Annotated in this window: 23 protein-coding genes; 20 read left to right on the forward strand and 3 right to left on the reverse strand. The window is 58.2% G+C overall.

All coding sequences use genetic code 11. The features are described from left to right. Positions 1-21 precede the first annotated feature (21 nt). From B8783_RS08360 to B8783_RS08415, 12 genes are all read left to right on the forward strand, one after another. Positions 22-411, forward strand: coding sequence for a hypothetical protein (locus B8783_RS08360; RefSeq protein ID WP_139792304.1), 390 nt, complete (start codon positions 22-24; stop codon positions 409-411). Between the two features lie 115 nt (positions 412-526). After that, positions 527-1522: an LpxL/LpxP family acyltransferase gene (locus B8783_RS08365; RefSeq protein ID WP_233355719.1), complete on the forward strand. Its 996-nt coding sequence runs from the start codon at positions 527-529 to the stop codon at positions 1520-1522. Continuing rightward, a complete protein-coding gene (locus B8783_RS08370; protein WP_084419723.1) occupies positions 1519-1941 on the forward strand; it encodes an acyl-CoA thioesterase in 423 nt (140 codons plus the stop codon). Before B8783_RS08365 ends, B8783_RS08370 begins: the two co-directional genes overlap by 4 nt. Continuing rightward, positions 1938-2495 carry a LolA-related protein gene (locus tag B8783_RS08375; protein ID WP_084419724.1) on the forward strand — a complete coding sequence of 186 codons (558 nt, stop codon included), beginning with the start codon at positions 1938-1940 and terminating at the stop codon, positions 2493-2495. Before B8783_RS08370 ends, B8783_RS08375 begins: the two co-directional genes overlap by 4 nt. After that, on the forward strand, positions 2496-4745 hold the full coding sequence (locus B8783_RS08380) for an MMPL family transporter (RefSeq protein ID WP_084419725.1): 2250 nt from the start codon (positions 2496-2498) through the stop codon (positions 4743-4745). Then, the gene (locus B8783_RS08385) at positions 4726-5955 is read left to right on the forward strand and encodes an NAD(P)/FAD-dependent oxidoreductase (protein ID WP_084419726.1); all 1230 of its coding nucleotides are present in this window, start codon (positions 4726-4728) and stop codon (positions 5953-5955) included. The genes B8783_RS08380 and B8783_RS08385 overlap by 20 nt, the downstream gene beginning before the upstream one ends. Further along, a complete protein-coding gene (locus B8783_RS08390) occupies positions 5948-6532 on the forward strand; it encodes a DUF3261 domain-containing protein (RefSeq protein ID WP_084419727.1) in 585 nt (194 codons plus the stop codon). The genes B8783_RS08385 and B8783_RS08390 overlap by 8 nt, the downstream gene beginning before the upstream one ends. A gap of 11 nt (positions 6533-6543) precedes the next feature. Continuing rightward, complete coding sequence (locus B8783_RS08395) at positions 6544-7710, forward strand: beta-ketoacyl synthase N-terminal-like domain-containing protein (RefSeq protein WP_084419728.1); 1167 nt, start codon at positions 6544-6546, stop codon at positions 7708-7710. Beyond that, positions 7707-8189, forward strand: a complete 483-nt coding sequence (locus B8783_RS08400) for an ApeP family dehydratase (RefSeq protein ID WP_084419729.1) — start codon at positions 7707-7709, stop codon at positions 8187-8189. The genes B8783_RS08395 and B8783_RS08400 overlap by 4 nt, the downstream gene beginning before the upstream one ends. Beyond that, positions 8179-8922: a 3-oxoacyl-ACP reductase FabG gene (gene fabG, locus B8783_RS08405; RefSeq protein WP_084419730.1), complete on the forward strand. Its 744-nt coding sequence runs from the start codon at positions 8179-8181 to the stop codon at positions 8920-8922. Before B8783_RS08400 ends, fabG begins: the two co-directional genes overlap by 11 nt. Beyond that, positions 8922-10148, forward strand: a complete 1227-nt coding sequence (locus B8783_RS08410) for a beta-ketoacyl-ACP synthase (protein WP_084419731.1) — start codon at positions 8922-8924, stop codon at positions 10146-10148. Before fabG ends, B8783_RS08410 begins: the two co-directional genes overlap by 1 nt. A gap of 22 nt (positions 10149-10170) precedes the next feature. Continuing rightward, the gene (locus tag B8783_RS08415) at positions 10171-11058 is read left to right on the forward strand and encodes a MipA/OmpV family protein (protein ID WP_084419732.1); all 888 of its coding nucleotides are present in this window, start codon (positions 10171-10173) and stop codon (positions 11056-11058) included. Between the two features lie 45 nt (positions 11059-11103). Here the strand turns inward: B8783_RS08415 and B8783_RS08420 are convergent, their stop codons facing one another. Next, positions 11104-11523 (reverse strand): hypothetical protein, encoded by a 420-nt coding sequence (locus tag B8783_RS08420; RefSeq protein ID WP_084419733.1) that lies wholly within the window; start codon positions 11521-11523, stop codon positions 11104-11106. Between the two features lie 169 nt (positions 11524-11692). Here B8783_RS08420 and B8783_RS08425 point away from each other — a divergent pair, with 169 nt between their 5' ends. After that, a complete protein-coding gene (locus tag B8783_RS08425; RefSeq protein WP_084419734.1) occupies positions 11693-12478 on the forward strand; it encodes a glycosyltransferase family 2 protein in 786 nt (261 codons plus the stop codon). Here B8783_RS08425 and B8783_RS08430 read toward each other — a convergent pair. Further along, a complete protein-coding gene (locus tag B8783_RS08430; RefSeq protein ID WP_084419735.1) occupies positions 12444-12884 on the reverse strand; it encodes a 4'-phosphopantetheinyl transferase family protein in 441 nt (146 codons plus the stop codon). The genes B8783_RS08425 and B8783_RS08430 overlap by 35 nt on opposite strands. Before the next feature lie 223 nt (positions 12885-13107). On the opposite strand from B8783_RS08430, the gene B8783_RS08435 reads away from it, so the two are divergent. The 7 genes from B8783_RS08435 to B8783_RS08465 are packed head-to-tail and all read left to right on the forward strand — an operon-like array spanning position 13108 to position 18941. Next, a complete protein-coding gene (locus B8783_RS08435; protein ID WP_084419736.1) occupies positions 13108-13755 on the forward strand; it encodes a beta-ketoacyl synthase chain length factor in 648 nt (215 codons plus the stop codon). After that, positions 13752-14567 (forward strand): lysophospholipid acyltransferase family protein, encoded by an 816-nt coding sequence (locus B8783_RS08440; protein ID WP_084419737.1) that lies wholly within the window; start codon positions 13752-13754, stop codon positions 14565-14567. Before B8783_RS08435 ends, B8783_RS08440 begins: the two co-directional genes overlap by 4 nt. Continuing rightward, entirely contained in the window at positions 14564-14830 is a 267-nt protein-coding gene (locus B8783_RS08445; RefSeq protein WP_084419738.1) for a phosphopantetheine-binding protein, read from the forward strand. The genes B8783_RS08440 and B8783_RS08445 overlap by 4 nt, the downstream gene beginning before the upstream one ends. Then, complete coding sequence (locus B8783_RS08450; RefSeq protein WP_084419739.1) at positions 14830-15078, forward strand: acyl carrier protein; 249 nt, start codon at positions 14830-14832, stop codon at positions 15076-15078. Before B8783_RS08445 ends, B8783_RS08450 begins: the two co-directional genes overlap by 1 nt. A gap of 14 nt (positions 15079-15092) precedes the next feature. Then, on the forward strand, positions 15093-15644 hold the full coding sequence (locus B8783_RS08455) for a COG4648 family protein (protein ID WP_084419740.1): 552 nt from the start codon (positions 15093-15095) through the stop codon (positions 15642-15644). Then, a complete protein-coding gene (locus tag B8783_RS08460) occupies positions 15641-17332 on the forward strand; it encodes an ApeI family dehydratase (RefSeq protein WP_084419741.1) in 1692 nt (563 codons plus the stop codon). The genes B8783_RS08455 and B8783_RS08460 overlap by 4 nt, the downstream gene beginning before the upstream one ends. 58 nt (positions 17333-17390) lie before the next feature. After that, complete coding sequence (locus B8783_RS08465; RefSeq protein ID WP_084419742.1) at positions 17391-18941, forward strand: HAL/PAL/TAL family ammonia-lyase; 1551 nt, start codon at positions 17391-17393, stop codon at positions 18939-18941. Positions 18942-18992: 51 nt separating this feature from the next. On the opposite strand, the gene B8783_RS08470 is transcribed toward B8783_RS08465, so the two are convergent. Beyond that, positions 18993-21260 carry a M3 family metallopeptidase gene (locus B8783_RS08470; RefSeq protein WP_084419743.1) on the reverse strand — a complete coding sequence of 756 codons (2268 nt, stop codon included), beginning with the start codon at positions 21258-21260 and terminating at the stop codon, positions 18993-18995. Positions 21261-21288: the final 28 nt, after the last annotated feature.

The following is a 21288-nucleotide window of genomic DNA, read 5'->3' on the forward strand; positions in this document are numbered from 1 at the left end:
TCGTCTATCATGGAGCATTCAGTGAAACATTCGATCCTTGCGGCCATTTTGCTCTGCACTGTTGGCGGGTGCGCTCTTCGCGAGAAGCCGGTGCTGGAGGTTGAGGCCGCCCCAATCACCTTCAATGGCGGTGAGGCCGAAATCGAAAACCGCATAAAGTCTGCACTGGCAGGCCGTGGCTGGGAAATCATAGCCGAGCAACCAAACCTCATCCGGGCGCAATATGTTAAGGCAAATGCCGAGGTCGGCGCACATTCGGTAACAATCGACATCCCCTATGACGCCGATAGCTATTCCATCCTCTATGTCGATAGCGAGAACATGATGTATGACCCGGACGCCGGGACCATTCATCGCAATTACAATCGCTGGGTCGCCAATCTACAGATGGACATCGACGCGCCGCTATAGGCCTGAAATCCTTTGCGACCGGGCTTAGCATGATAGAAGAGCGGAAACCGTAGGCACCTGCCGGTCGGTCAGGGCTGCTGACGACGTCCGACCACCGGGCCCGAGGGAAAAGATATTGGCCAGCAATTGGACAAATCTCAGCGAGCGAGGATCCTTTATCTGGATCCTGACGACGGCCTGGATTTACAGGCTGGTCGGTCGGCGCGTGACCCTGGTGATCATCTCACCTGTGATCCTGTTCTACTATCTGACGGGCCGCGAAGCACGCCGCGCGTCAAGGGCTTATCTTGAGCGTATACACGCCCAGGGACTTCTCGAAAAACGCCCCGGCTTCTGGTCAGGCTTCCGTCATTTCATGGCCTTTTCGGGCTCACTTATAGACAAGCTCGCTGGCTGGACCGGCGATATCAATGCCGATCATGTCGAAGGGGCAGATGGCGCGGAGTTTTCCGCTGCCAAGGCATCGGGCAAGGGGGCGATGGTCCTGACCGCGCATGTCGGAAACCCTGAGCTGATTCGTGCTGTGGCATCTGTCGGGCGGCGGTTTGCCGTCACCGTTCTGATGCACACGAAGAATGCCGAGCATTACAACGCCGTGATCCGTAAATTCTCACCCGACTCGCGGGTGAAGATTATCGAGGTGAGCCAGATTGATGTGACGACGGCCATGCGCCTGTCCTCAGCCATTGAGAACGGAGAGTGGGTCGTCATGGCGGCAGACCGGCTGCCACCGAAGTCCAAGGCCTCGGCTACGGGCGCTCCGGCGAGCTTACTGGGCGGAGACATGTATTATCCGGTTGGCCCATATGTGCTCGCCTCTGCCCTGAAATGCCCGGTCTATTTCCTGCAGTGTATCCGCACTAAGGGTGCCCAGCCTTTCCGGATCGTATTTCACCATTTCGCCGACCGCATCCAACTGCCATCAAAAGCCCGCAAAAAAGCTCTTCGCGGCTATATGGACCAGTATTCGCAGCTGTTGACTGAGGTGCTGAAACAAGCGCCGTATCAGTGGTTCAACTTCTATGACTATTGGGAAGACTTTTCATCCGCAGAGACGTCCTGCGATGCCAGCAATGCCCACCCTCCCCTGAAGAAAGAGACGACAGCTTGAAGCCTGCTTTCCTGACGGCGCAAGCCGAAACGCAGATCCAGTTTCACCACCTGGATCCCATGAATATAGTCTGGCACGGAAACTATGCCGATTTCTTTGAACTCGCTCGCGTCGAGCTGATGGAAAAGATCGACTATGGTTATGGTGAGATGGAAGCCTCCGGATATGCGTGGCCGGTCATTGAGTTGAAAGTGCGATATGCGCGGCCTTTGCTCTTCCGCATGAAGGTGATCATTATTGCAGAACTTGTTGAGTGGGAGAACCGCGTAAAGGTTAGGTTCAGGATCGTTGAGAAAGAATCAGGGACGAAACTCTGCAGCGGCCATACGATTCAGGTCGCCGTTGATAAAACCACGCACGAGATGCTCTGGGTCACACCGGAGGTCTTCAAGAAGAAACTGGAACCCCACCTGCCGTGACGTACAAATTCGCTCTTCTCACTCTGTCGGCCAGCCTGCTCGCCATCCCGGCGCTTGCGGCTGAAACATGCCCCGCGCCGGAAGACCTTTCACCAGTCACGGAAGCGCGGCCCTTCACGCAGACCCGCAACCTTGAAGGCGTTGCCCGGCCGCTGGTGTCCGAAGGCCATGTTACGACGACCGAGGATGAAGTCTTCTGGACGGTCACAACACCCATCGAGATCACGACTCGTATTTCAGAAGACGGTATCTACCAGTCTGTCATGGGCGGCCCGGAAGAGGCCGTGCAGGCTGGCGGCGCGTCAAATCCGATGATCTCCCAAAGCGGTCTGATTGACCTTCTTCAAGGCCGGTTCGATGTCGCTGACGAGGTTTATGCCATTGAGCGAACAACGCCCGAAACCGGCGACTGGACCCTCGTGCTCACCCCAAAAGACGAGGCCATGGCGCCCTATCTGAAGGCGATCACGCTGACCGGCTGCGAAGATATCCGCACGATCACGGTGAGCCAGCCAAATGGCGATGATATGCGTGTTGAATTCGGAGCTGGCTAGTTGATCGGGCTGGACCGCGGCCGCGCAAGGGCAGGATTGATCCTGCTGGTCTGGGCCGTGGTGGTGTCCATCGTGCTTTCATGGCGCCTGATGGTTGGCGGCATGACGTTCGACACCAATATCCGCTCGATCCTGCCAAAGCCTGCGGCCGCAGCGGGCGCTCAAGCCGCCGTTGGTGAACTCACCTCCAATCTGGAAAACAGGATTGCTCTGCTGGTGAGCGGCGATGACGCGGAAACCGCATCAAAGGCCCGCCAGGACCTGAAAGAACGGCTGATTGAGTCCGGCCTGTTCGTTGATGACCGCGCCAGCGGGGCGCAGACGGCGAGATGGATCTTCGAGAACCGGCGTGAGATTCTCTGCGAGGCGAGCGCTGAAGACTTTGATGCGCAGGCAGCGCAACAGGTCTGGAATCGGGCCCTGGCGCAGGTTTACGGCGTCGGCACGCCGGTCTCGGGCGCGCACCTTCGGGCAGACCCATTCCTGCTGACCTATCGGCTGGCCAACTGCCTGTCGGCCGGAATGGGTGCAGGGGTTCAGGACAATAGCTTGATATCGGGTCGGCTGACCCAGTCTGCCTCGAGCCTCGCTACGCAGGAGGCGATCACCGAGCTGATTGGGAGCTGGCAGGCAGACTGGTCCAGCGAAAATCTGACGCTTGATCGGTTAGGCGTCGTTTTCCACGCCGCAAATGCTGCACGCTCTGCCCGGACTGAAATCTCTCTTATCGGCGGCGTGGGCCTGTTGGGCGTGATCCTGCTGTTTCTCTTCGCGTTCAGGCGGGTCAGCTCGATCGCGTTGGTCGTGGCGCTGATTGGTATCAGCTTTGTCACCGGCTTTGCGCTGACGGCACTTGTCTTCGGGACGATACACCTTCTGGTGCTCGTCTTTGCGGCGATGCTGGTCGGCGTGGTTTCAGACTATGCGGTGCATACGCTGGCGGCGCGCGCCAGCAATCACTGGCCCGATGACCGCAGCAGCCGCAAGCTCATCGCAAAACCGCTGACCGTCTCAATGTTGACGACGGTCGCCGGCTTTTCAGGTCTCTGGTTTCTGGGGCTTTCGATTTTTGCCCAGCTTGCGGTGTTTGCAGCAGGCGGCGTGATCACCGCGTGGTTCATGGTCCAGTACGTGCTGATCCCGCTAGATCTGCGGCCCCGCAATGTCGAGCGGGCGCATGACAACTGGACGCGCCGAGTCGCTATGGTCGCGAGGCTGATGCCTCAGCGTATTGTTCTGGTCGGTCTCGGGAGCGTCTTGCTCGGCGCAACAATTGGCGGCGTGCTGTTTCACACAACGCTTGATGATGTGCGGCAATTCCAGCCACGGGATCCCGGACTGTTGGCGGAAGAAGATGCGGTTCTGGACGTGATGGGCGTCTCGTCCAGCCAGCGTTATCTGGTGTCTTACGGGCACACGCTGGATGAGGCGAAGCAGGCTGAGGAAGCCGTCCTGCGAAGCCTTGAGGCGGGTGACACAACGGGACCGGCCTATTCGAGATTTGATCCGTCAGAGGAGACGCGTGCCGCGAATCGCGCAGCGATCAGCACGCAACTTGAAGCGGTCTATCTCGATCAGGCTCGGGCGCAATTCGGTATCGAGGCGGATGAGGCACCGGAATCCGACAATGAAACCGCAGAGCAGCCTGACTGGCTGGACTCGCTTCACCTGCAGACCGCCGATGGAAAACACTATCTCGTCGCCCAGCTGACGCGCGCGGATGTTGATCTCTCGGCCTTTAGCGACCGGGCGCGCGTGGTTGATGTGGCAGGGACCTATTCGGACGCGTTTGCCGCCTACCGCGCATTCGCGGCATGGGCGTTGTTGATCGCGTCCATCATTGCCGTTCTGATTGTGCTAGCCATCTATCGAAACGCCCGCGCCGTGCTGATCATCGCTTGCCCGTGCGCAGCCATGCTCGGCGGCATATTCATTCCGGCCCTTTTCGGCATGCCGATCTCATTCTTCTCCGTCGCCGCTGGCATGGTGCTGTTTGGCATCGGGATCGACTATGCGGCCTTCTTCTGGGAAGCGCGCGAAAAGCGGGAAAACTGGACGCTTGCCTCGGTATTGGTGGGCGCCCTGACGACGGAACTTTCCATGGGTTTGCTGGGGCTAAGCGCGACGTTTCCGGTAAAAAGTTTTGGTGTCACCGTCGCCGTTGGTGTTATTTGCGCTTTGATCTACACCATGCTTGTATTTGACCAACACCATCTTGAGGGGAAGACGGATGGATCAGAGATATTGTGATGTCGCGATTATCGGAGCGGGTCCGTCAGGTGCCATTGCTGCCTCTCGCTTGACCGCTCTCGGCTGGAATGTCGAAGTCTTTGAAAGTCAGCACTTCCCTCGCTTTTCCATCGGCGAGAGCCTTCTGCCAATCTGCGTGGAATTTTTGCGTGAGACCGACATGCTGGCCGATGTCGAAGCGCAGAACTTTCAGTTCAAGGATGGCGCCGTTTTCTGGATGGATGGCGAAACGGAGACGATCGACTTCCATGAAAAGTCCGCGCCGGGCCCGGCAACCGTATGGCAGGTCCGCCGCGACAAATTTGACGACACGCTGATCAAGTGCGCGATGCGTCAGGGTGCTCATGTCCACTTTGGGCACAAGGTCACGGGCTTTACGCAGAACACGGGCGGCGTCACGCTTGAGATCGAGAATGAGGCAGGCGAGAGCCAGGTGGTCAATACGAGCTTTGTACTCGATGCGTCCGGATTTGGACGCGTGCTTCCCCGCCTCATGGACCTTGATGTCCCGAGCGACCAATCGCTGCGCCGCTCCTGCTTCAAACATGTGCATGATTTTGCCGATCATCCTGACTTTGACCGCAACAAGATCCTCATCACGGTTCACCCGGACGATCCGCAGGTCTGGCTGTGGCTGATCCCGCTCGCCGACGGCATGTCCTCAATCGGCGTTGTCGGCGCGGACGACGTCATCCAGTCGCGTGGAAGCACGCCCGAAGAGATGCTCGCGGCATGGTGCGAGACCTCCGGCTTCATGTCTGACATTCTAAGCAAAGCAACGGAAGCGCGCGCAGCCAGCCAGATCATCGGCTTTTCGCGGAACGTGAAAAACCTTTACGGCGACAATTACGCGCTGCTTGGAAATGCGGCCGAATTCCTCGATCCGGTCTTCTCGTCAGGCGTCACCATTGCCATGAAATCGGCGATGCTCGCTACGGATCTGGTTGACCGCCAGCTGAAAGGGCTGCCAGCCGATTGGGAGAAGGACTTCAGCGCTGAACTCAAGGTCGGCGTGAACGCCTTCAGGGCGTGCGTGAATGCGTGGTACACGGGTCTGCTTCAGCGCCTGATTTTCATGGACTCGCGAAACGAAGATATTTCCCGCCACTTCACGTCGATCCTCGCGGGCTATGCCTGGGACCGAAAGAACCCGATCGTGCAGGACCCGAAACGCTTCTTCTCGCTCATGGATCGCATGACCAGTGACTAGATCGCTGCCAGCCGTCCTGCTTTCCTGCCTTTTCGTTCTCTCTGCCTGCGTCACCAGCCGGTCTGCAGCGCTTGAGGACGACGGCTCCTATGCTGTGGCGATTGCGAAGGAATTGATCCTGCAATTACCGCAGCGTCCCGGACTGGATGAGCCCATCGAGGAAACGCAAACCATTGTCGGCCACTATGATGGGGCATCAAGGGCTTTCCAGGCTCAGCTCTCTGGCAATGCCAGTGAAGTCAATGTCGTCATGGTGGCTGTGGCGGGACCTAGAATCATCGCCGTTGACTGGACAGAAAATGGCATCGAGGAAACCCGCTCAACGTTCGCGCCAGAGCAACTGTCTGGCCTCAACATTCTGGCGGATATCTTCATCGTTCGTTGGCCCGAACAGAGTGTGCGATCTGCATTGCCCGCCGGCACTAACCTCGTCACCACTAACAAAGAGCGCCGGATCGAACGCGATGGTGAAGTGGTCATAACTGTGACCTATGACGCGCTGGACGAGAACGGTCGATCCATGACACGTCTGACCAACCATGACCGCGACTACTCGCTCGCGATCTATACCAGCTGAAGCAGACCATAATGACCCGCGTCTTCATCAATGATTTTGCTGTGATGTCCCGGCTCGGCATGAACCGGGAAGAGACGCTTGCATCCTTAAACTCGCCATCGCCGCCACGCCCTGACGAGCAATTTGAACTGGTCGATGGCGAAACGACCATGATTGCGCGCCTGCCCGGCCAACTAGCTGACGCCCCCTCGGCGAGGACGAGAACCAATCAGATGGCATCTGATTTGCTGGGTCAGATGCAGCCCCAGCTGGACTGGATGAAAGCGACATTCGGCGCAGACCGGATCGCCGTTATCGTGGGCACGAGTACGACAGGTATCGAAGAAAGCCTTGGCTCACTGAAAGGCCGGATGGAAGCTGGCGAATGGCCAGAAGGTTTTGAGCTGAAAGACCAGGAACTCGGCGATCTCGCACACCATATCGGTGCAGCTGTCGGAGCCGAAGGCACGCAGTACACGATCTCGACCGCCTGCACGTCCGCCACAAAAGCCATGATCAGTGGGGCCCGCCTTATTCGAACCGGCATTGCCGACGCTGTTATCTGCGGCGGGATTGATTCCTTCTCTCGCCTAACCGTGAACGGGTTTCACGCGCTGAGCAGCGTGTCTGCTGGCCAGTGTTCGCCTTTCGGGGCCGGCCGCGACGGCATCAATATCGGCGAAGGCGGCGCACTGTTCATCCTGTCGCGCGAACCGTCAGAGTGGGAAGTTGCAGGCGGCAGCGAAAGCTCTGACGCGCATCACATGTCGGCACCGGACCCGACGGGCGCGCAGGCCGAACGCGCTGTCCGAGACGCCATGGATCAGGCAGGCACCAACCCGGATGAGGTAGATTTCGTTCATATGCATGGCACCGGGACTCCCCTCAATGATGAGGCGGAAGCCGGGCTTGTCATGCGCGTATTCGGCGCCGATACGCCGGCCATGTCGACCAAGGGTATGACAGGTCACACGCTAGGGGCCGCCGGCGGACTGCAAGTCGCTATCAACATGATTTGTATGGAAGCGGGCGTCTACCCGCCCCACGTTTTCAACGGCGACCGGGACGAAACACTTGCACCCATCCGGCTTTCCGAGATTGGCGAGACAGCAGACGCGCCTCTTGTGACCAGTTTGTGCGCCAGCTACGCTTTTGGTGGAAGCAATGCCGCTCTGGTTCTAAGGCGGGTGAGTTCATGACCGTACAAACATCGTCATTTCACTGGCCGGGAGACCTCGTCCCCCACAAGCCGCCCATGCTGCTCGTCGATGAGGTGATCGCGCACGCGGCAGACAGGATCGTCACCCGCACCCAGGTCACAGAAGACAACCCGTTTTTCATGCCGGGTCGCGGCCTGCCGAGTTATGTGACCTTTGAAATCATGGCCCAATCCATATCGGCTCATGATGGCGAGTTGCGCCGTCAGGAGGGGCTCGGCCCGGCCATCGGGCTGCTTCTGGGCTGCCGCAAGTTTACGGTCACGCGCGATTGGCTGCACGCTGGGGAAAGCCTTGAAACCGAGGCTGTGCCATTGCTCCATGATGGCGAACTAAGATCATTCGAATGCGTCGTGCGCACCGCAGCGGGCGTCGAGATCTCTCGCGGCGCCATCAACGTCTTCCGCCCGTCGGACCCCGACGCCTATTTTGAAGAAATATCCAACCGACATGCCAGCTGAACACGTCTCTTCGCCCCGTAGAATTCTTGTCACCGGAGCCTCCAAAGGCATCGGCCAGGCCATTGCGATTCGTCTTGCCAAACGGGGCTTTGATCTGACGATCCATTATGGACGGGATGAAGCCGGTGCGCAGGAGACATTGAAGCAGGTTGAAGCAAATGGCGGCACGGGCCGAATCCTGGGCTTTGATGTGCGCGATGCGGAGACGGCACGCGCAGAGCTCGAAAAGCTCATCGAAACTAACGGCCCGTTCTGGGGTGTCGTCGCCAATGCCGGCATCACACGTGACAATGCGTTTCCGGCAATCGAGCAACAGGACTGGCAGGACGTCACCCGCATCAGCCTCGACGGTTTCTACAATGTCGTCCATCCGCTGGTGATGCCGATGGTACGGGCGCGCAAGGGCGGCCGCATTGTTGTGATGGCATCGGTGTCCGGCGTCATCGGCAATCGTGGACAAGTCAATTATTCGGCCGCGAAAGCGGGCCTGATTGGTGCCGCCAAAGCGCTCGCCGTCGAACTTGCCAGCCGGAAAATCACGGTAAACGCCATCGCGCCGGGCCTGATCGGGACGGCTATGGCAGATGATGTCCGCCCTGAGGTGATGGCCGCCATCCCGATGAAGCGTGTCGGAGAGGTTGAGGAAGTTGCCGCACTGGTGGACTTCCTGTTTGGCGACGAAGCAGGCTATATTACGCGACAGGTAATTGGGGTGAATGGGGGATTGGCCTGATGCGGCGTGTCGTTGTCACCGGAATGTCGGCGCTGACCGCGCTCGGCGAAGACTGGAATGAAGTCGGCCCCGCCCTGCACGAAGGTAAGGCGGGCATCCGGTATATGCCGGAGTGGGAGTATCTACACGACCTCAATGCGCGCCTTGGCGGACCAATAGACAGTTTCAGTCATGAAAAGGTCTTCCCGCGCCAGAAAGCCCGCTCAATGGGCCGGGTCGCGACGATGATGACCTACAACGCCGAAAAGGCGCTGGAACAGGCCGGTCTGACCGATGACCCCGTTCTGAAGAGTGGGCGCACAGGCGTTGCCGCTGGCTCCTCCTTCGGGTCGACGCCCCCTATCCACTCCTTCGTAAAGTTCATGGAAACAGGCAAATCGAGCGGCCTCAATGCGACGAGCTATGTCCGCATGATGAGCCACACCGGCCCGGCAAACCTCGCTGTCTTTTTTGGCCTTCAAGGCCGCGTGATTACCACCTCATCGGCCTGCACGTCCGCGTCGCAGGGCATTGGATACGCCTATGAGACCATCAAGTCAGGCGCTCAGGATGTCATGCTGGCTGGCGGTAGCGATGAGTTCTGCGTATCGATGACGATGGTCTTTGATCGCCTCTACGCAACGTCGCAGCACGCTGACGATCCACAAAGCGCCGTTCGTCCCTTCGACGCGACGCGTGATGGCCTGGTGATTGGTGAGGCTTCCGGCATTCTCATTCTGGAAGACCTCGAGCATGCCCTCGCGAGAGGCGCGACACCGCTCGCCGAAATCGTTGGCTTTGCCACCAATTGCGACGGCGCTCACATCTCACAGCCAAACCGGAAGACCCAGGAATTCGTGATGCGCGAGGCGCTGAACCAGTCCGGGATGGCGGCCAGCGATCTGTCATTCGTGTCGGGACATGGCACCGGCACGGTCACCGGCGATATTGAAGAAAGCCACGCAACGTTCGCCGTTTACGGCGACAAGGTGCCGTTCCACACGCTGAAGGGCAATTTCGGCCATACGCTCGGCGCCTGTGCAGCGGTTGAAGCCTGGCTCGGCATCGAGATGATGAAAGCTGGCCGGATATCGCCGATTGCGAACCTCAAATCCGTCGATCCGAAATGCGCAGAGCTTGATTACGTCGCGGGTGAAAGCCGCGCTGTATCTTCGAATGCCTTTGCCTCGAGCAATTTCGCTTTTGGAGGGATCAACACCTCCCTCGTCTTCAGCAATTACGCTTAGTCTCGCCCGCTCAGGAACCTCCATGAAACGTTTTGCAAGACAGGCCGCGCTGGCGGCCACTCTCCTCGCCCTCTCAGTGCCGATGGCCGCTGCGCAGGAGACCCGTGAGCGGGATGCCAACGCGCCTGACGAGCCGCTTTGGGAGGTTCGGCTTGGCGGATCAGGCCTCTACGGCCCCGATTATCCAGGCGCCTCAGACAAGTCCACACAAGGCGTGTTCGCCCCTCTTTTCATCTATCGGGGGGACCGGATCAGATTTGGTGAATATGGCGTCGCGCGGGCCATTGCGGCCGAGAACAAGACGTTCGAACTCGATGTCTCGCTTGACGCGGCCTATTCGGCCAATTCCGACGATGACGGCCTGCGCGCTGGCATGCCGGATCTCGACTATCTGTTCCAGGCAGGCCCTCAGGGCATTATCCACCTCTCCGACACCGGCTGGACGCCGGAAGGCCGAAAGGAATGGCGCATTCACGTGCCCGTCCGCGCCGTTGCGAGCACGGATTTCTCATCGATCGACCATGTCGGCTATATCGCGGAGCCGCAGCTCGTCTATCAGCGCAAATATGGCGGCGAACTTCGCTCGGGCTGGTCGATTACGCTGTTCTCGACTTTCGCAGATGAAGGGCTAGCCGATTACTGGTATGAAGTGCCGGCGCAATTCGCGACGCCGGACCGGGCGCGATACGATGCCAAGAGCGGATATATTTCGACTGGGGTCAGAGCGTCGTGGACACGTGAACTGAGCGACCGATTTCAGCTCTTCCTGACCTATCAGGGCCGCAACTTTTCTGGCGCATCGAATGAAAATAGCCCGCTTCTGCAGGAAGATTTCACACACGCCGTCAGCGTATCTTTTGTCTGGAAGGCATTTCAGAGCCGCCAGCGAGCAAAGAACGACGACATGTAGGCTGCCGAAGATTGCCGCTGGCGGTCTAGGTGTCTGAAAATCGATCTACTTCACGATTTCCGCTTCGAGATAGACGCGCGAATTGGTCCAGCCCGTAATGCACTGAAACTCTGTCGTGCTGGAAAACGGCGTCCCGGTTGCCATGGACTTGATGCCCTGAACCGATGTGGCGCCTTTGGACTCAGCCTGCTCTTTCAAGGCAATCAAACCGGACAGAAGCGCCCATTCGCAGGCTTCGCGGTCGCTCTTGCCAATGCCGTTCGTCGCTTTGCGGGTCGAGGTTGACTGGACGCGTTGCCCGCTGACCTGATCTCCCCAGACAAATTTAAATCCGCCGAGACGGTCCTGAAAATTCTGTGACGTCATCGCATCCTGGATGGACCAGGTCTGAATGTCTTTGTCAGCATGTGCGACGGGTGCCAGACCGGCAAGCGCAGCTGCGAAAGCAAATACCTTAAGTTTCATGTTTCCCCTCATTCGTGATGTTACGCAGGTTCGCAAAGCTAGCGAGGTGGATTTCTGATATCAATTCCCGCGTGAAGAAAAACTATCCACGTGTCCCCCCATCCGCATTCGGAATGCTCTTGCGGAATGTGACGAAGCTGTTTGAAAACATCAGCCGGAGGAGCCGTCGATGGGATTGCACACACAGGCGCTAAAAACGGGCGTCATTATTCCGACCTATAGGCACGTGTCGAGACTGGCGGGTATTCTGGATCTTGTCGTCGAAGCCGGCCTGCCGGTTCTCGTCATTGATGACGGAAATGCGCCAGACGACCGAAACGCTATAATTGCAGCGTGCACGGGCCGCGCGGGTGTCCAATGCCTTCATCGCAACGAGAACGGCGGAAAGGGAAGCGCTGTCAAAGACGGACTGCTGGCCGCGCTCGCAAAAGGCTGGACCCATGCCATCCAGCTGGACGCAGATGGCCAGCATGACACGTCCCGTCTGGGCGATCTGGTTTCTCTGGCAGAAACGCATCCCAATCATGTGATCTGCGCTGTCCCAGTCTATGATGAGACGATCCCGAAGGCGCGGAAAATTGGCCGGGAGATCACTCACTTCTGGGTGCGCGTCGAAACTCTGAGCAATGAGATCAGCGACTCGATGTGCGGGCTGCGTGTCTATCCGCTGGAAGAAACCTGCCATGTTGTGCGCCGCGAATTTATCGGCGCCCGCATGGATTTCGATACCGAGATTCTGGTGCAGCTGAACTGGCGCGGTTTACGGATCATCGAACTGCCGGTCCGCGTTACCTACCCAGAAGAAAACATATCGAATTTCCGGATGTTACAGGACAATATCCGAATCTCTCTCATGCACACGAGGCTGTCAGTTCAGGCGCCGTTTCGCGTACCGATACGCATGTTGCGCCGACGGTTCATCAAACGCTATCAACGCGCTGAACCGGCAGGATAAGAGGCGCCGCAAAGGCAGCGTTGCGTGCGTAAACACATAGGGTGAACCCTTCGGGAAGCCGGGCAAAACTGGCGAACCCATCGGTCTTCGCATTTAGCAGAGTAAGCCCCTCTTCCGGCTCCCTCGCCACATGTTCAATCATATCTACAGGCGGCACCCTACCCTCAGCTTTGTAGAAGGCTTCGAGAAACGTCCAACATCGCGCGCCGGTATCTGCATCAATTTGGCCGCTGATTAGGTCTGGTGCGTATCGGCTGACAATGCCGGACCAGTCGCGCCGAGGGTCTTCCAGCTCGACATCGATGCCAAGGCGAAAGTCGCCTTTGCCAAGCGCGGCAGCCGCATATCCCCGGCTATGTGTCCGCGAAAGCCGACCCTCATCCCCGTCCGTGGTGAAACCTGGCACGGAGCGCCCTAACGCCTCCGCGCGGTCCGCCAATTTCGACTGCAGCGCCCGGGGCCAACGCCGGCGCACGGGTTCAACTCGGCAGATCCCCACAATAATCGTCGCAGAAGGCGGGTCTGGCCTTTCATTTTGTACGTGAGAACAGGGATTGAGAGTTGATTTATGCATTTGGGTAAGATGAAGTTGTTCCGAGAGGGCACGACAGGGGTTTATTGTGTTGAGTATGGCGGATCTGCACAAGCAGGTCTTCATTCGTCACTATGCGGGCATTCTGCAATCGGATGGAGGTGCGCAGCTTTTCGGGCGGGCGCTGGCCTTCAGCGATCTGCCGCGCAGGGAAACTCGCCGACTTTCAGTTTTCGAGAAAAGCGTGATCGCCTGCATACTCGGCCTCGGGAACGACGCATCAGACGCGGCGATTGTTATGGGCTCGCAGTATGGAACGCTGGCAACGAACACGCTCGACATGCTGAAGGGACTGCTGTCAGATATCCCTGTATCGCCAACAAAGTTCTCCCTTTCCGTGCATAATGCCTCGGTTGGGCTGGCCACACAGCTCTCTGGCAACCGTATGGGCTACACCGCCGTAGCCGCAGGCGCCGCGTCCCTCGACGCCGCGATCACCGAGTCTCTCGCCCGGCTTGCAGACGGGGCAGAAAAGATCGTGCTGTCCTATTCCGACAGCCGCCTGACGCATGAGTACGAGCCGTTCAACACATTGGCATGCGATATACATTTCGCCTGCTGCCTTGAGCGGGGGCCGTCGGCCGAGGGCGTGCCGCTTGCTCAACTGATCTCAAATGATGGCCCAATACGAGGCCAGGATTTTCTTGACCGTGTCCATCTGTCACTGGAAGGGGCGCGTGCATGAACAAGCAGGCAGCCACGGATGCCCCGCGAATCATAGAAGGCGGACGCTGGACGTTTTCGCGCGCCTGGCGTCTTGTCGCGACGGGCATTTCCTTCAGCTTGTTTGGACTTGGCGGCCTGATCATGGCGCTGATCTGGTTTCCGCTGATCAACCTTTTCATTCGCGACAAGCAAAAGCGCGCCAGGTTCGCGCGGGCCTCCGTTCACCGCATCTGGCGCATCTATATCGAGATCATGCGCGGGCTCGGCGTTCTGACCTATGAGTTCGAGGGCGCCGAAAAACTGCGCGCCTGCCGCGGCACAGTCGTGGTGGCGAATCACCCTTCGCTGATCGACGTCGTCTTTCTCATGGGATTCATGCAGCACACGCGCGCTGTCGTGAAAGAAGGCGTCTGGAATAATTTCTTCATGTCGGGCGTGGTGCGCGCCTGTAACTATATCCCGAACCTCGGAGATCCTGAACGGCTTATCGAAGACTGCTCAGATGCGCTGCGGGATGGGGCAAATCTCTGCATTTTTCCGGAAGGGTCACGCACCCCCATCGAGAAGCGGGCAAAATACCAGCGGGGATTTGCCCACGTGGCGCTCCAGGCCGATGCGCCTGTATTGCTGGTTGCAATTGAGGTCACCCCCCCGACGTTACGCAAGAATGAGCCCTGGTATTCCATACCGGTCAAAAAACCACACTGGAGAATAAGGGTGATCGACACGATTGAAACGGCGGGAGAGCATCGCTACAAGCGCTCGGTACTGGGGGTCCGTGCTCTGACGCAAAACGTGCAGAAACGGATTGAGGAGGAGCTGAAATTTTGACCGATCTTGAACAAGAACTCAGAGCACTGATCGTGGACGTTCTCAACCTTGAGGATGTATCGCCAGAGGACATCGATCCGGAGGAAGACCTGTTTTCCGATGATGGTCTTGCGCTCGATTCAATCGATGCGCTGGAAATTGGTGTCGCGATCCAGAAGAAGTATGGCGTCAAACCGGACTCCAAGGATGACAAGCTTGCTGAGCACTTCAAGAATATCCGCTCGATTGCAAAGCTGGTCGAGGCCCGCCGGGAGGAAGCGTAATGACCACGACTCGCGATGAAGCTTACAAGATGATCAAGTCCGATCTGATCGAGATTTTCGAGATCGATGAGGCAGATATCAAGCCGGACGCAACGCTCATGGACGATCTTGGCCTGGATAGCATTGACGGCGTCGACATGATGGTCCGCATGCAGGAACGCACCGGCAAGAAAGTGACCCCGGACCAGTTCGAGAATGTCCGCACGATCAACGATCTGGTAGATCTCGTCCAGACCCTGAACAGCTGATGTCGAATTAGGACATGAACCAGAAACTGGTGAACGTGGTCGCAGGCGCTCTTGCCGTCACTTATCCGCTTCTGGCTCTGGTCCTTGTGAAGTTCTTCAGTCCCTACTGGATTATCGCAATGCTGGTTCTTGTCCTGTTGATACGATTGACGACCGGACTGAAATCGACGCCGCTATCGTTGATTTTCGCTGCCGCAACTGCCGTGGCCCTGATCGCAGTCACCAGCCTCTTCGCCCCTGATCTCGCCATGCGTCTGTACCCGGTCTTCATGACCGCAACGATCCTGGCCGTGTTTGCCGCCAGCCTGTTCAAGCCACCCTCCATGATTGAACGATTTGCCCGCATTATGGAGCCTGATCTGCCCGAAGAAGGCGTTCGGTACACCTACCGCGTGACGCAAATCTGGTGCGTCTTCTTTGTCCTCAATATCGCAATTGCGCTCTGGACCGTGTTCTATGCCTCGCTGGAAACCTGGGCGCTCTACAATGGTTTTATCAGCTATGTGCTGATGGGCATGCTGCTGGGTGGGGAATTCCTGTTCCGCAAACAGGTGCGCAAGGCGTGAGTGCACGGTCGTCGATACCGGGCGCACTGATCGCCACACTGCTTGATGCTGAGGATGACCGCATCCTCTTCGTCCCTGCACAAGGCGAACCGATTCGCGCAGCCGACATTCGCGCGGGCGCCCGCCAGCTCGTGAATGACCTTCCAGCGGCAGACGAAGCGATCACGGTCTTCTCATCCTCCGCGGCAACACTTGCTGCGGCGTGTCTTGCGGCCCAACATCTCCAGCGACCGCTGAACCTGCTACCACAGGCTGGTGCGAGCTATTGCAACTCGCTTGGCCTCGACCGGCAGTCCTTTGTTGGAGAGTTTGCCGGATATGGTCATGTGATTGACTGGTCGGCAGAGGACGACACCGGCATTGCGCTTCGGCGTCATGAAGCCTTCAGACCAACCCTTTCCTTCTACACATCCGGATCGACCGGACAGGTAAAGATAATCGAGAAGCCGCTCTCGGTGTTAGAAGCTGAGGCCGCCTACTGGGTCGACCGGCTTGAGGGAGAATTCGACTGGGTATGCGGGTCAGTCTCGCACCAGCATATCTATGGCTTCATCTTCCGGTTTCTGGTGCCCCTCCTATCCGGCACCCCGGCTGCGGACAGCGCCGCGCTGTCTTGGGAAGCTCTTTTCCAACGTTCAGGCAAACGACCAATGCTGGTGTCCAGCCCGGCCCATCTGACGAGACTTGCCCCGGAAGACACATTGGCCGGGTTTTCGCCCTCGATCATCCTTTCCTCCGGCGGCCCGCTGCCGCTCGATGCCGCGCTGACGGCCCGCAAAATCTTCGGGCATTCGCCGATCGAAATCCTCGGCAGCACCGAAACGGGGGGTGTCGCCTGGCGTCAACGCGATGGCAGCGATGAGCACTGGACGCCGCTTGAGGACGTCAACGCCACTCAGTCTGACGAGGGTGAGCTGATCGTTTCATCGCCTTACATTCCGGAAGATGAGCCCGTCCACATGGGTGATCTGGCAGAGTTCACAGCGGATGGGCGATTTCTACTCAAGGGCCGCGCGGACCTCATCACAAAGATCGAAGGCAAGCGCGTGTCGCTCACTCGTGTGACGGACGCACTGCTTGGCCATCCAGCGATTGAAGACGCACTCGCCCTCGTCACGCAACATGGCGCGCGTGAGCGCCTGAGCGCCATTGTGGTGCCCAGTGAACAAGGCCGACGCGAACTCATCGAGCGCGGGCCTTTCCGATTCTCACGCGAATTGGCCAAAGATCTGGCCGAGACGCTGGAATCTGCAGAGACGCCGAAGCGGTGGCGTTTCGTTGCCGACATTCCATTAGACAGCCAATCGAAGCGCTCGCGCGCCAATCTCACAAACCTGTTTGAAGGTCAGCGTATCCTTGAACTCCTGAAGCCGGATATCTCGCACACAGGCGACTACGAAGCTGAGCTCCTGTTTACGGTGACGCCGGATTATCCTTGGTTCAAAGGACATTTTCACGATGCCCCTATTCTTCCAGGGCTCGCTCAGGTGCACATTGCGGCGGCCGTTTGCGAAGAGATTTGGGCGCTGAGACCAGCCAGTCACGCGATTAGCCGGCTAAAATTCAACAGGATCATTCAACCAGGAGAAGACATCCGGTTGGTTCTCAAATTCAATACGACTACACGCAAGCTGAACTTTGGCTTCAGCTGCGAAGGCGATCACACTTCTTCGGGCACCATTGGCTAGAAATTCAGGCGTTGCAGCCAGTCCGGGCTGCGCGCGAAAACGTATGCGGGGGTAAGGCATGGCAGATCAGGTAAGTGACAAGGCGTTCGTCTTTGGTGAGGACGCGCTCGCCATCGATGCGCTTGTAGCAATCTCAACACGAAAGCTTCTGACGCGTCTCAGCGATGACAAGGATGCCCTTGGCCGGATCACCAGATCTGCGGAGCATGTCCGCAACATGCTGGACCGGGACGGCAAGATTTACGGTGTCACGACCGGATACGGCGACAGCGTTGTTCAGGCCGTGCCAGCGTCTCTGGTTGATGAATTGCCGCTACATTTGACGCGCTTTCATGGCTGCGGCATGGGCCGGTTTCTGACGCCTGAAGAAACCCGCGCAGTTCTGACAGTTCGCCTGGTTACGCTCGCGCTCGGCTGGTCCGGTGTCAGCCTGGAACTGGTTGAGCGGCTGGCAGATATGCTGCGGCTCGACATTCTGCCGCTCATCCCCGCCGAAGGCTCAGTGGGCGCTTCGGGCGATCTGACGCCGCTCTCCTATATTGCGGGCGCGCTCGTCGGTGAACGTCAGGTCCTGCACAAGGGCGCGGAAAAGAGCGCGGCCGACGCGTTTGCAGAGGAAGGGATCGCCCCCATTCGCCTGAAGCCGAAAGAAGCGCTCGCGCTGATGAACGGCACATCGGTGATGTCCGCCCTCACGGCTATCGCGATGCAACAGGCCCGGCGTCTTTCTGATGCAGCCACCCGCATGACGTCGATGACCTGTCTCGCCATTCTGGGCAATCCACGTCATTTCGATATCCGCCTATTCAACGCCAAACCCCATCAGGGCCAGATGCAGGTCGCCGCGCAGATCCGCGAGGACCTCGCGCCGTTTGCCGCCAGTCACGAAGCGAGCCGCATGCAGGACCGTTATTCGGTCCGCTGTGCCCCGCATGTGATCGGCGTCCTGCAAGACGCCCTGCCCGGCCTCGAAGCGGTCCTCACGACCGAAATCAACTCGGCAAACGACAATCCACTGTTCGATCCTGAAACAGGTGACGTTCTGCATGGCGGACACTTCTATGGCGGCCATGCCTGCTATGTCGCCGATACGCTGAAAGTTCAGGTTGCCAATCTTGCCGACCTGATGGACCGCCAGCTCGCGACACTTGTCGACACTCGGTACTCAAACGGTCTGCCGTCCAATTTGTCTGGCGCAACCGGCGAACGCGCCGCGATCAATCACGGTTTCAAAGCTGTGCAGATCGCTGTGTCCGCCTGGACCGCCGAGGCCTGCAAGCTAACCATGCCTGCGAGCGTCTTCTCGCGCTCCACGGAATGTCACAATCAGGACAAGGTCTCTATGGGCACAATCGCTTCGCGCGACGCGCTCCGCGTGAACACGCTGGTCGCCCAGATTACAGCCGCTCATCTAATGGCGAATGCGCAGGCGATCGAAATCCGGCTGCGTAGCGGCGAATTGACTGAAGATGTTGTCGGCGACGCCATCATGTCGCAAATCCGCGCCGTGCGCGAACACTCAGCCTTCCTTGAGGAAGACCGCCCGCTCGACACCGAGCTGCGCTCCCTCACCGACGCAATCCTCACCGGTTCAATCACGCTGGTCTGACCGACACGCAAAGAAAAACCCCGGCTCACTGAGCCGGGGTTTTGAGATGGTTTATTCTGTAGGTTCGCCGCTTGCCGGGCCGGCCTCAGCGCCAACATCGCCCGCTGCCTCATCTGGAACAGGGAAACCGCGATCACGCATCAGCGCGTTCGTGTCAGGCTGATGTCCACGGAACTTCTCATAGGCATCCGATGGGGAAATCGTATTACCGACCGAGAGGATCCACTTGCGGAAGGCCGCAGCGGTCTCTTTATCGTAAGGACCACCGGCTTCCTCAAACGCTTCCCACGCATCGGCGCTGAACGTGTCAGCCCAGAGATAGGCGTAGTAGCCAGCCGCATAACCTTCGCCTGAGAAGACGTGCGAGAACTGTGGCATGCGGTGACGCATTGGCAGCTGTTCTGGCATGCCCAGATCTTCAAGCGTTGTACGCTCGAACGTGTCGGCGTCGAAGTCCGTGAAGTCGGTCATCGTGTGCAGCTTCATATCGACCAGCGCACTGGCAAGATATTCGGTCGTATCGAAGCCCTGGCGAGCATTCGCCGCGCGTTCGATCTTGTCGACCAGCTCCTGCGGGATCGGCTCGCCGGTTTCAGCGCTGAGTGCAAATTGCTGCAGCACTTCCTGGGTCGGCAGCCAGTTCTCGTGAACCTGGCTCGGGAATTCAACATAATCGCGCGGCACGGCGGTACCGGCCAGCGACGGATACGTCACATTCGAGTTGAGACCGTGAAGCGCGTGACCAAATTCATGGAACAGCGTCGATGCATCATCCCATGAGATCAGGACAGGCTCATCGCCAGAGCCTTTCACGAAGTTGGAATTGTTCGAGACGATCGGCGTCGTAAAGCCGTCGATATTGTCCTGCGTGCGGTAGGCGTTCATCCACGCGCCGGAGCGCTTGCCAGCACGGGCATACGGATCGAAGTACCAGAGACCGACATGCTCACCATCACGGGTGACTTCCCAGACGCGGACGTCTTCCTGGAAGACAGGCACATCGTCGATCTGGCTGAATTCGAGGCCATAGAGCTCACCAGCCATCCAGAACATGCCTTCACGGAGGTTCTCCAGCTGCAGGTATTGTTTCACCTCTTCAGCGTCGAAGTCGTAATCGGCCTGACGGACTTTTTCAGCGTAATAGCGATAGTCCCACGGCGCGATCTTGATGAAATCGCCTTCTTCGTCGGCGATTGCCTGCATCGCGGCGACCTCTTCAGCCACCTTGCCTTTGGCTGCTGGCCAGACCTTCATCATCAGGTCCATCGCCGCTTTCGGCTTTTGCGCAACCTGCTTTTCCATCGACCAGGATGCATAGTTGTCATAGCCGAAAATTTTGGAGCGCTCGGCGCGCAATTTCATGATGTCGCCGATGATGGCGTTATTGTCGTACTCGTCGCCATTGTCGCCGCGGCTGTAATAGGTCTCCCAGACCTTTTTGCGCAGGTCCCGGTCCGTCGAATAGGTCAGGAAAGGGTCCATCGAAGAGCGCGTATTCAGAACGGCATATTCACCGCCCTCATTGTCACGCGACTCGGCTGCGGACTTTGCGTTGCTCAGAACCGATGCTGGCAGACCGCCAATCTCGTCTTCTGACAGCCATGTGACGTAAGCCTCCTCATCATGGAGGAGATTGTTCGAGAATTCAGTGTAGAGCGACGCGAGTTCCTGATTGATCTCACCAACGCGCGCTTTCTGTGCTTCATCAAGACCAGCACCTGCGCGCAGGAAATCTGTCTGATAGTCCCACACAAGACGCTGTTGCTCTGGTGTCAGCTCATCATAGGCATCGCTGTTATAGATCGCGTCGATGCGCTGAAACAGCTCGGCGTTCTGGTAGAGCTCATCACGGAAACCAGCCAGTTTTGGCGCCATGGCACGCTGAACAGCCTGAACTTCTGGCGAGCTGAGGTTTGACGCCCAGATGCCATAAATGGTGCCAACCCGGCCAAGATCTGCCGCGGACTCTTCAAGCGCGAGAATTGTGTTCTCAAATGTCGGCTCTTCTTCCTGCGCGGTGATGGCTTCGATATCGGCGCGGGCACGAACCATGCCCTCTTCCAGCGCGGGCTCGAACATAGAGACTTCAATCTGATCGAAGGGTGGCACGCCGCCATAAGGGCCTTCCCATTCGTTCAGCAGGATCATGTAGTCTGCTTCTTCGCTTGCCTCGGTTTCGACAGCAGCCTCAGCTTCATCAGACGCGGCCGTCGTCTCGCCGGATGTTGTTTCCTCGACTGCCCCATCCTGCGCCAGCGCCGCGGGCGTCATGGCGGCAAGGGTCAGTGCGGAAACGCCTGCAAAAAGAAGTGACTTCATAGATATTTCTCCCGGTTTTCTTCGATCA

Origin of the sequence: Henriciella litoralis (genome assembly GCF_002088935.1) — a bacterium.
In the GTDB taxonomy this organism is placed as follows: domain Bacteria; phylum Pseudomonadota; class Alphaproteobacteria; order Caulobacterales; family Hyphomonadaceae; genus Henriciella; species Henriciella litoralis.

Excerpts from the sequence above, each read along its gene's own strand:
- B8783_RS08465 (WP_084419742.1), top strand. The coding sequence starts at position 17,391 with ATGGCAGATCAGGTAAGTGACAAGGCGTTCGTCTTTGGTGAGGACGCG.
- B8783_RS08385 (WP_084419726.1), top strand. The coding sequence starts at position 4,726 with ATGGATCAGAGATATTGTGATGTCGCGATTATCGGAGCGGGTCCGTCA.
- B8783_RS08440 (WP_084419737.1), top strand. The coding sequence starts at position 13,752 with ATGAACAAGCAGGCAGCCACGGATGCCCCGCGAATCATAGAAGGCGGA.
- B8783_RS08410 (WP_084419731.1), top strand. The coding sequence starts at position 8,922 with ATGCGGCGTGTCGTTGTCACCGGAATGTCGGCGCTGACCGCGCTCGGC.
- B8783_RS08470 (WP_084419743.1), bottom strand. The coding sequence starts at position 21,260 with ATGAAGTCACTTCTTTTTGCAGGCGTTTCCGCACTGACCCTTGCCGCC.
- B8783_RS08425 (WP_084419734.1), top strand. The coding sequence starts at position 11,693 with ATGGGATTGCACACACAGGCGCTAAAAACGGGCGTCATTATTCCGACC.
- B8783_RS08415 (WP_084419732.1), top strand. The coding sequence starts at position 10,171 with ATGAAACGTTTTGCAAGACAGGCCGCGCTGGCGGCCACTCTCCTCGCC.
- B8783_RS08400 (WP_084419729.1), top strand. The coding sequence starts at position 7,707 with ATGACCGTACAAACATCGTCATTTCACTGGCCGGGAGACCTCGTCCCC.
- B8783_RS08450 (WP_084419739.1), top strand. The coding sequence starts at position 14,830 with ATGACCACGACTCGCGATGAAGCTTACAAGATGATCAAGTCCGATCTG.
- fabG (WP_084419730.1), top strand. The coding sequence starts at position 8,179 with ATGCCAGCTGAACACGTCTCTTCGCCCCGTAGAATTCTTGTCACCGGA.
- B8783_RS08420 (WP_084419733.1), bottom strand. The coding sequence starts at position 11,523 with ATGAAACTTAAGGTATTTGCTTTCGCAGCTGCGCTTGCCGGTCTGGCA.
- B8783_RS08395 (WP_084419728.1), top strand. The coding sequence starts at position 6,544 with ATGACCCGCGTCTTCATCAATGATTTTGCTGTGATGTCCCGGCTCGGC.
- B8783_RS08455 (WP_084419740.1), top strand. The coding sequence starts at position 15,093 with ATGAACCAGAAACTGGTGAACGTGGTCGCAGGCGCTCTTGCCGTCACT.
- B8783_RS08435 (WP_084419736.1), top strand. The coding sequence starts at position 13,108 with ATGGCGGATCTGCACAAGCAGGTCTTCATTCGTCACTATGCGGGCATT.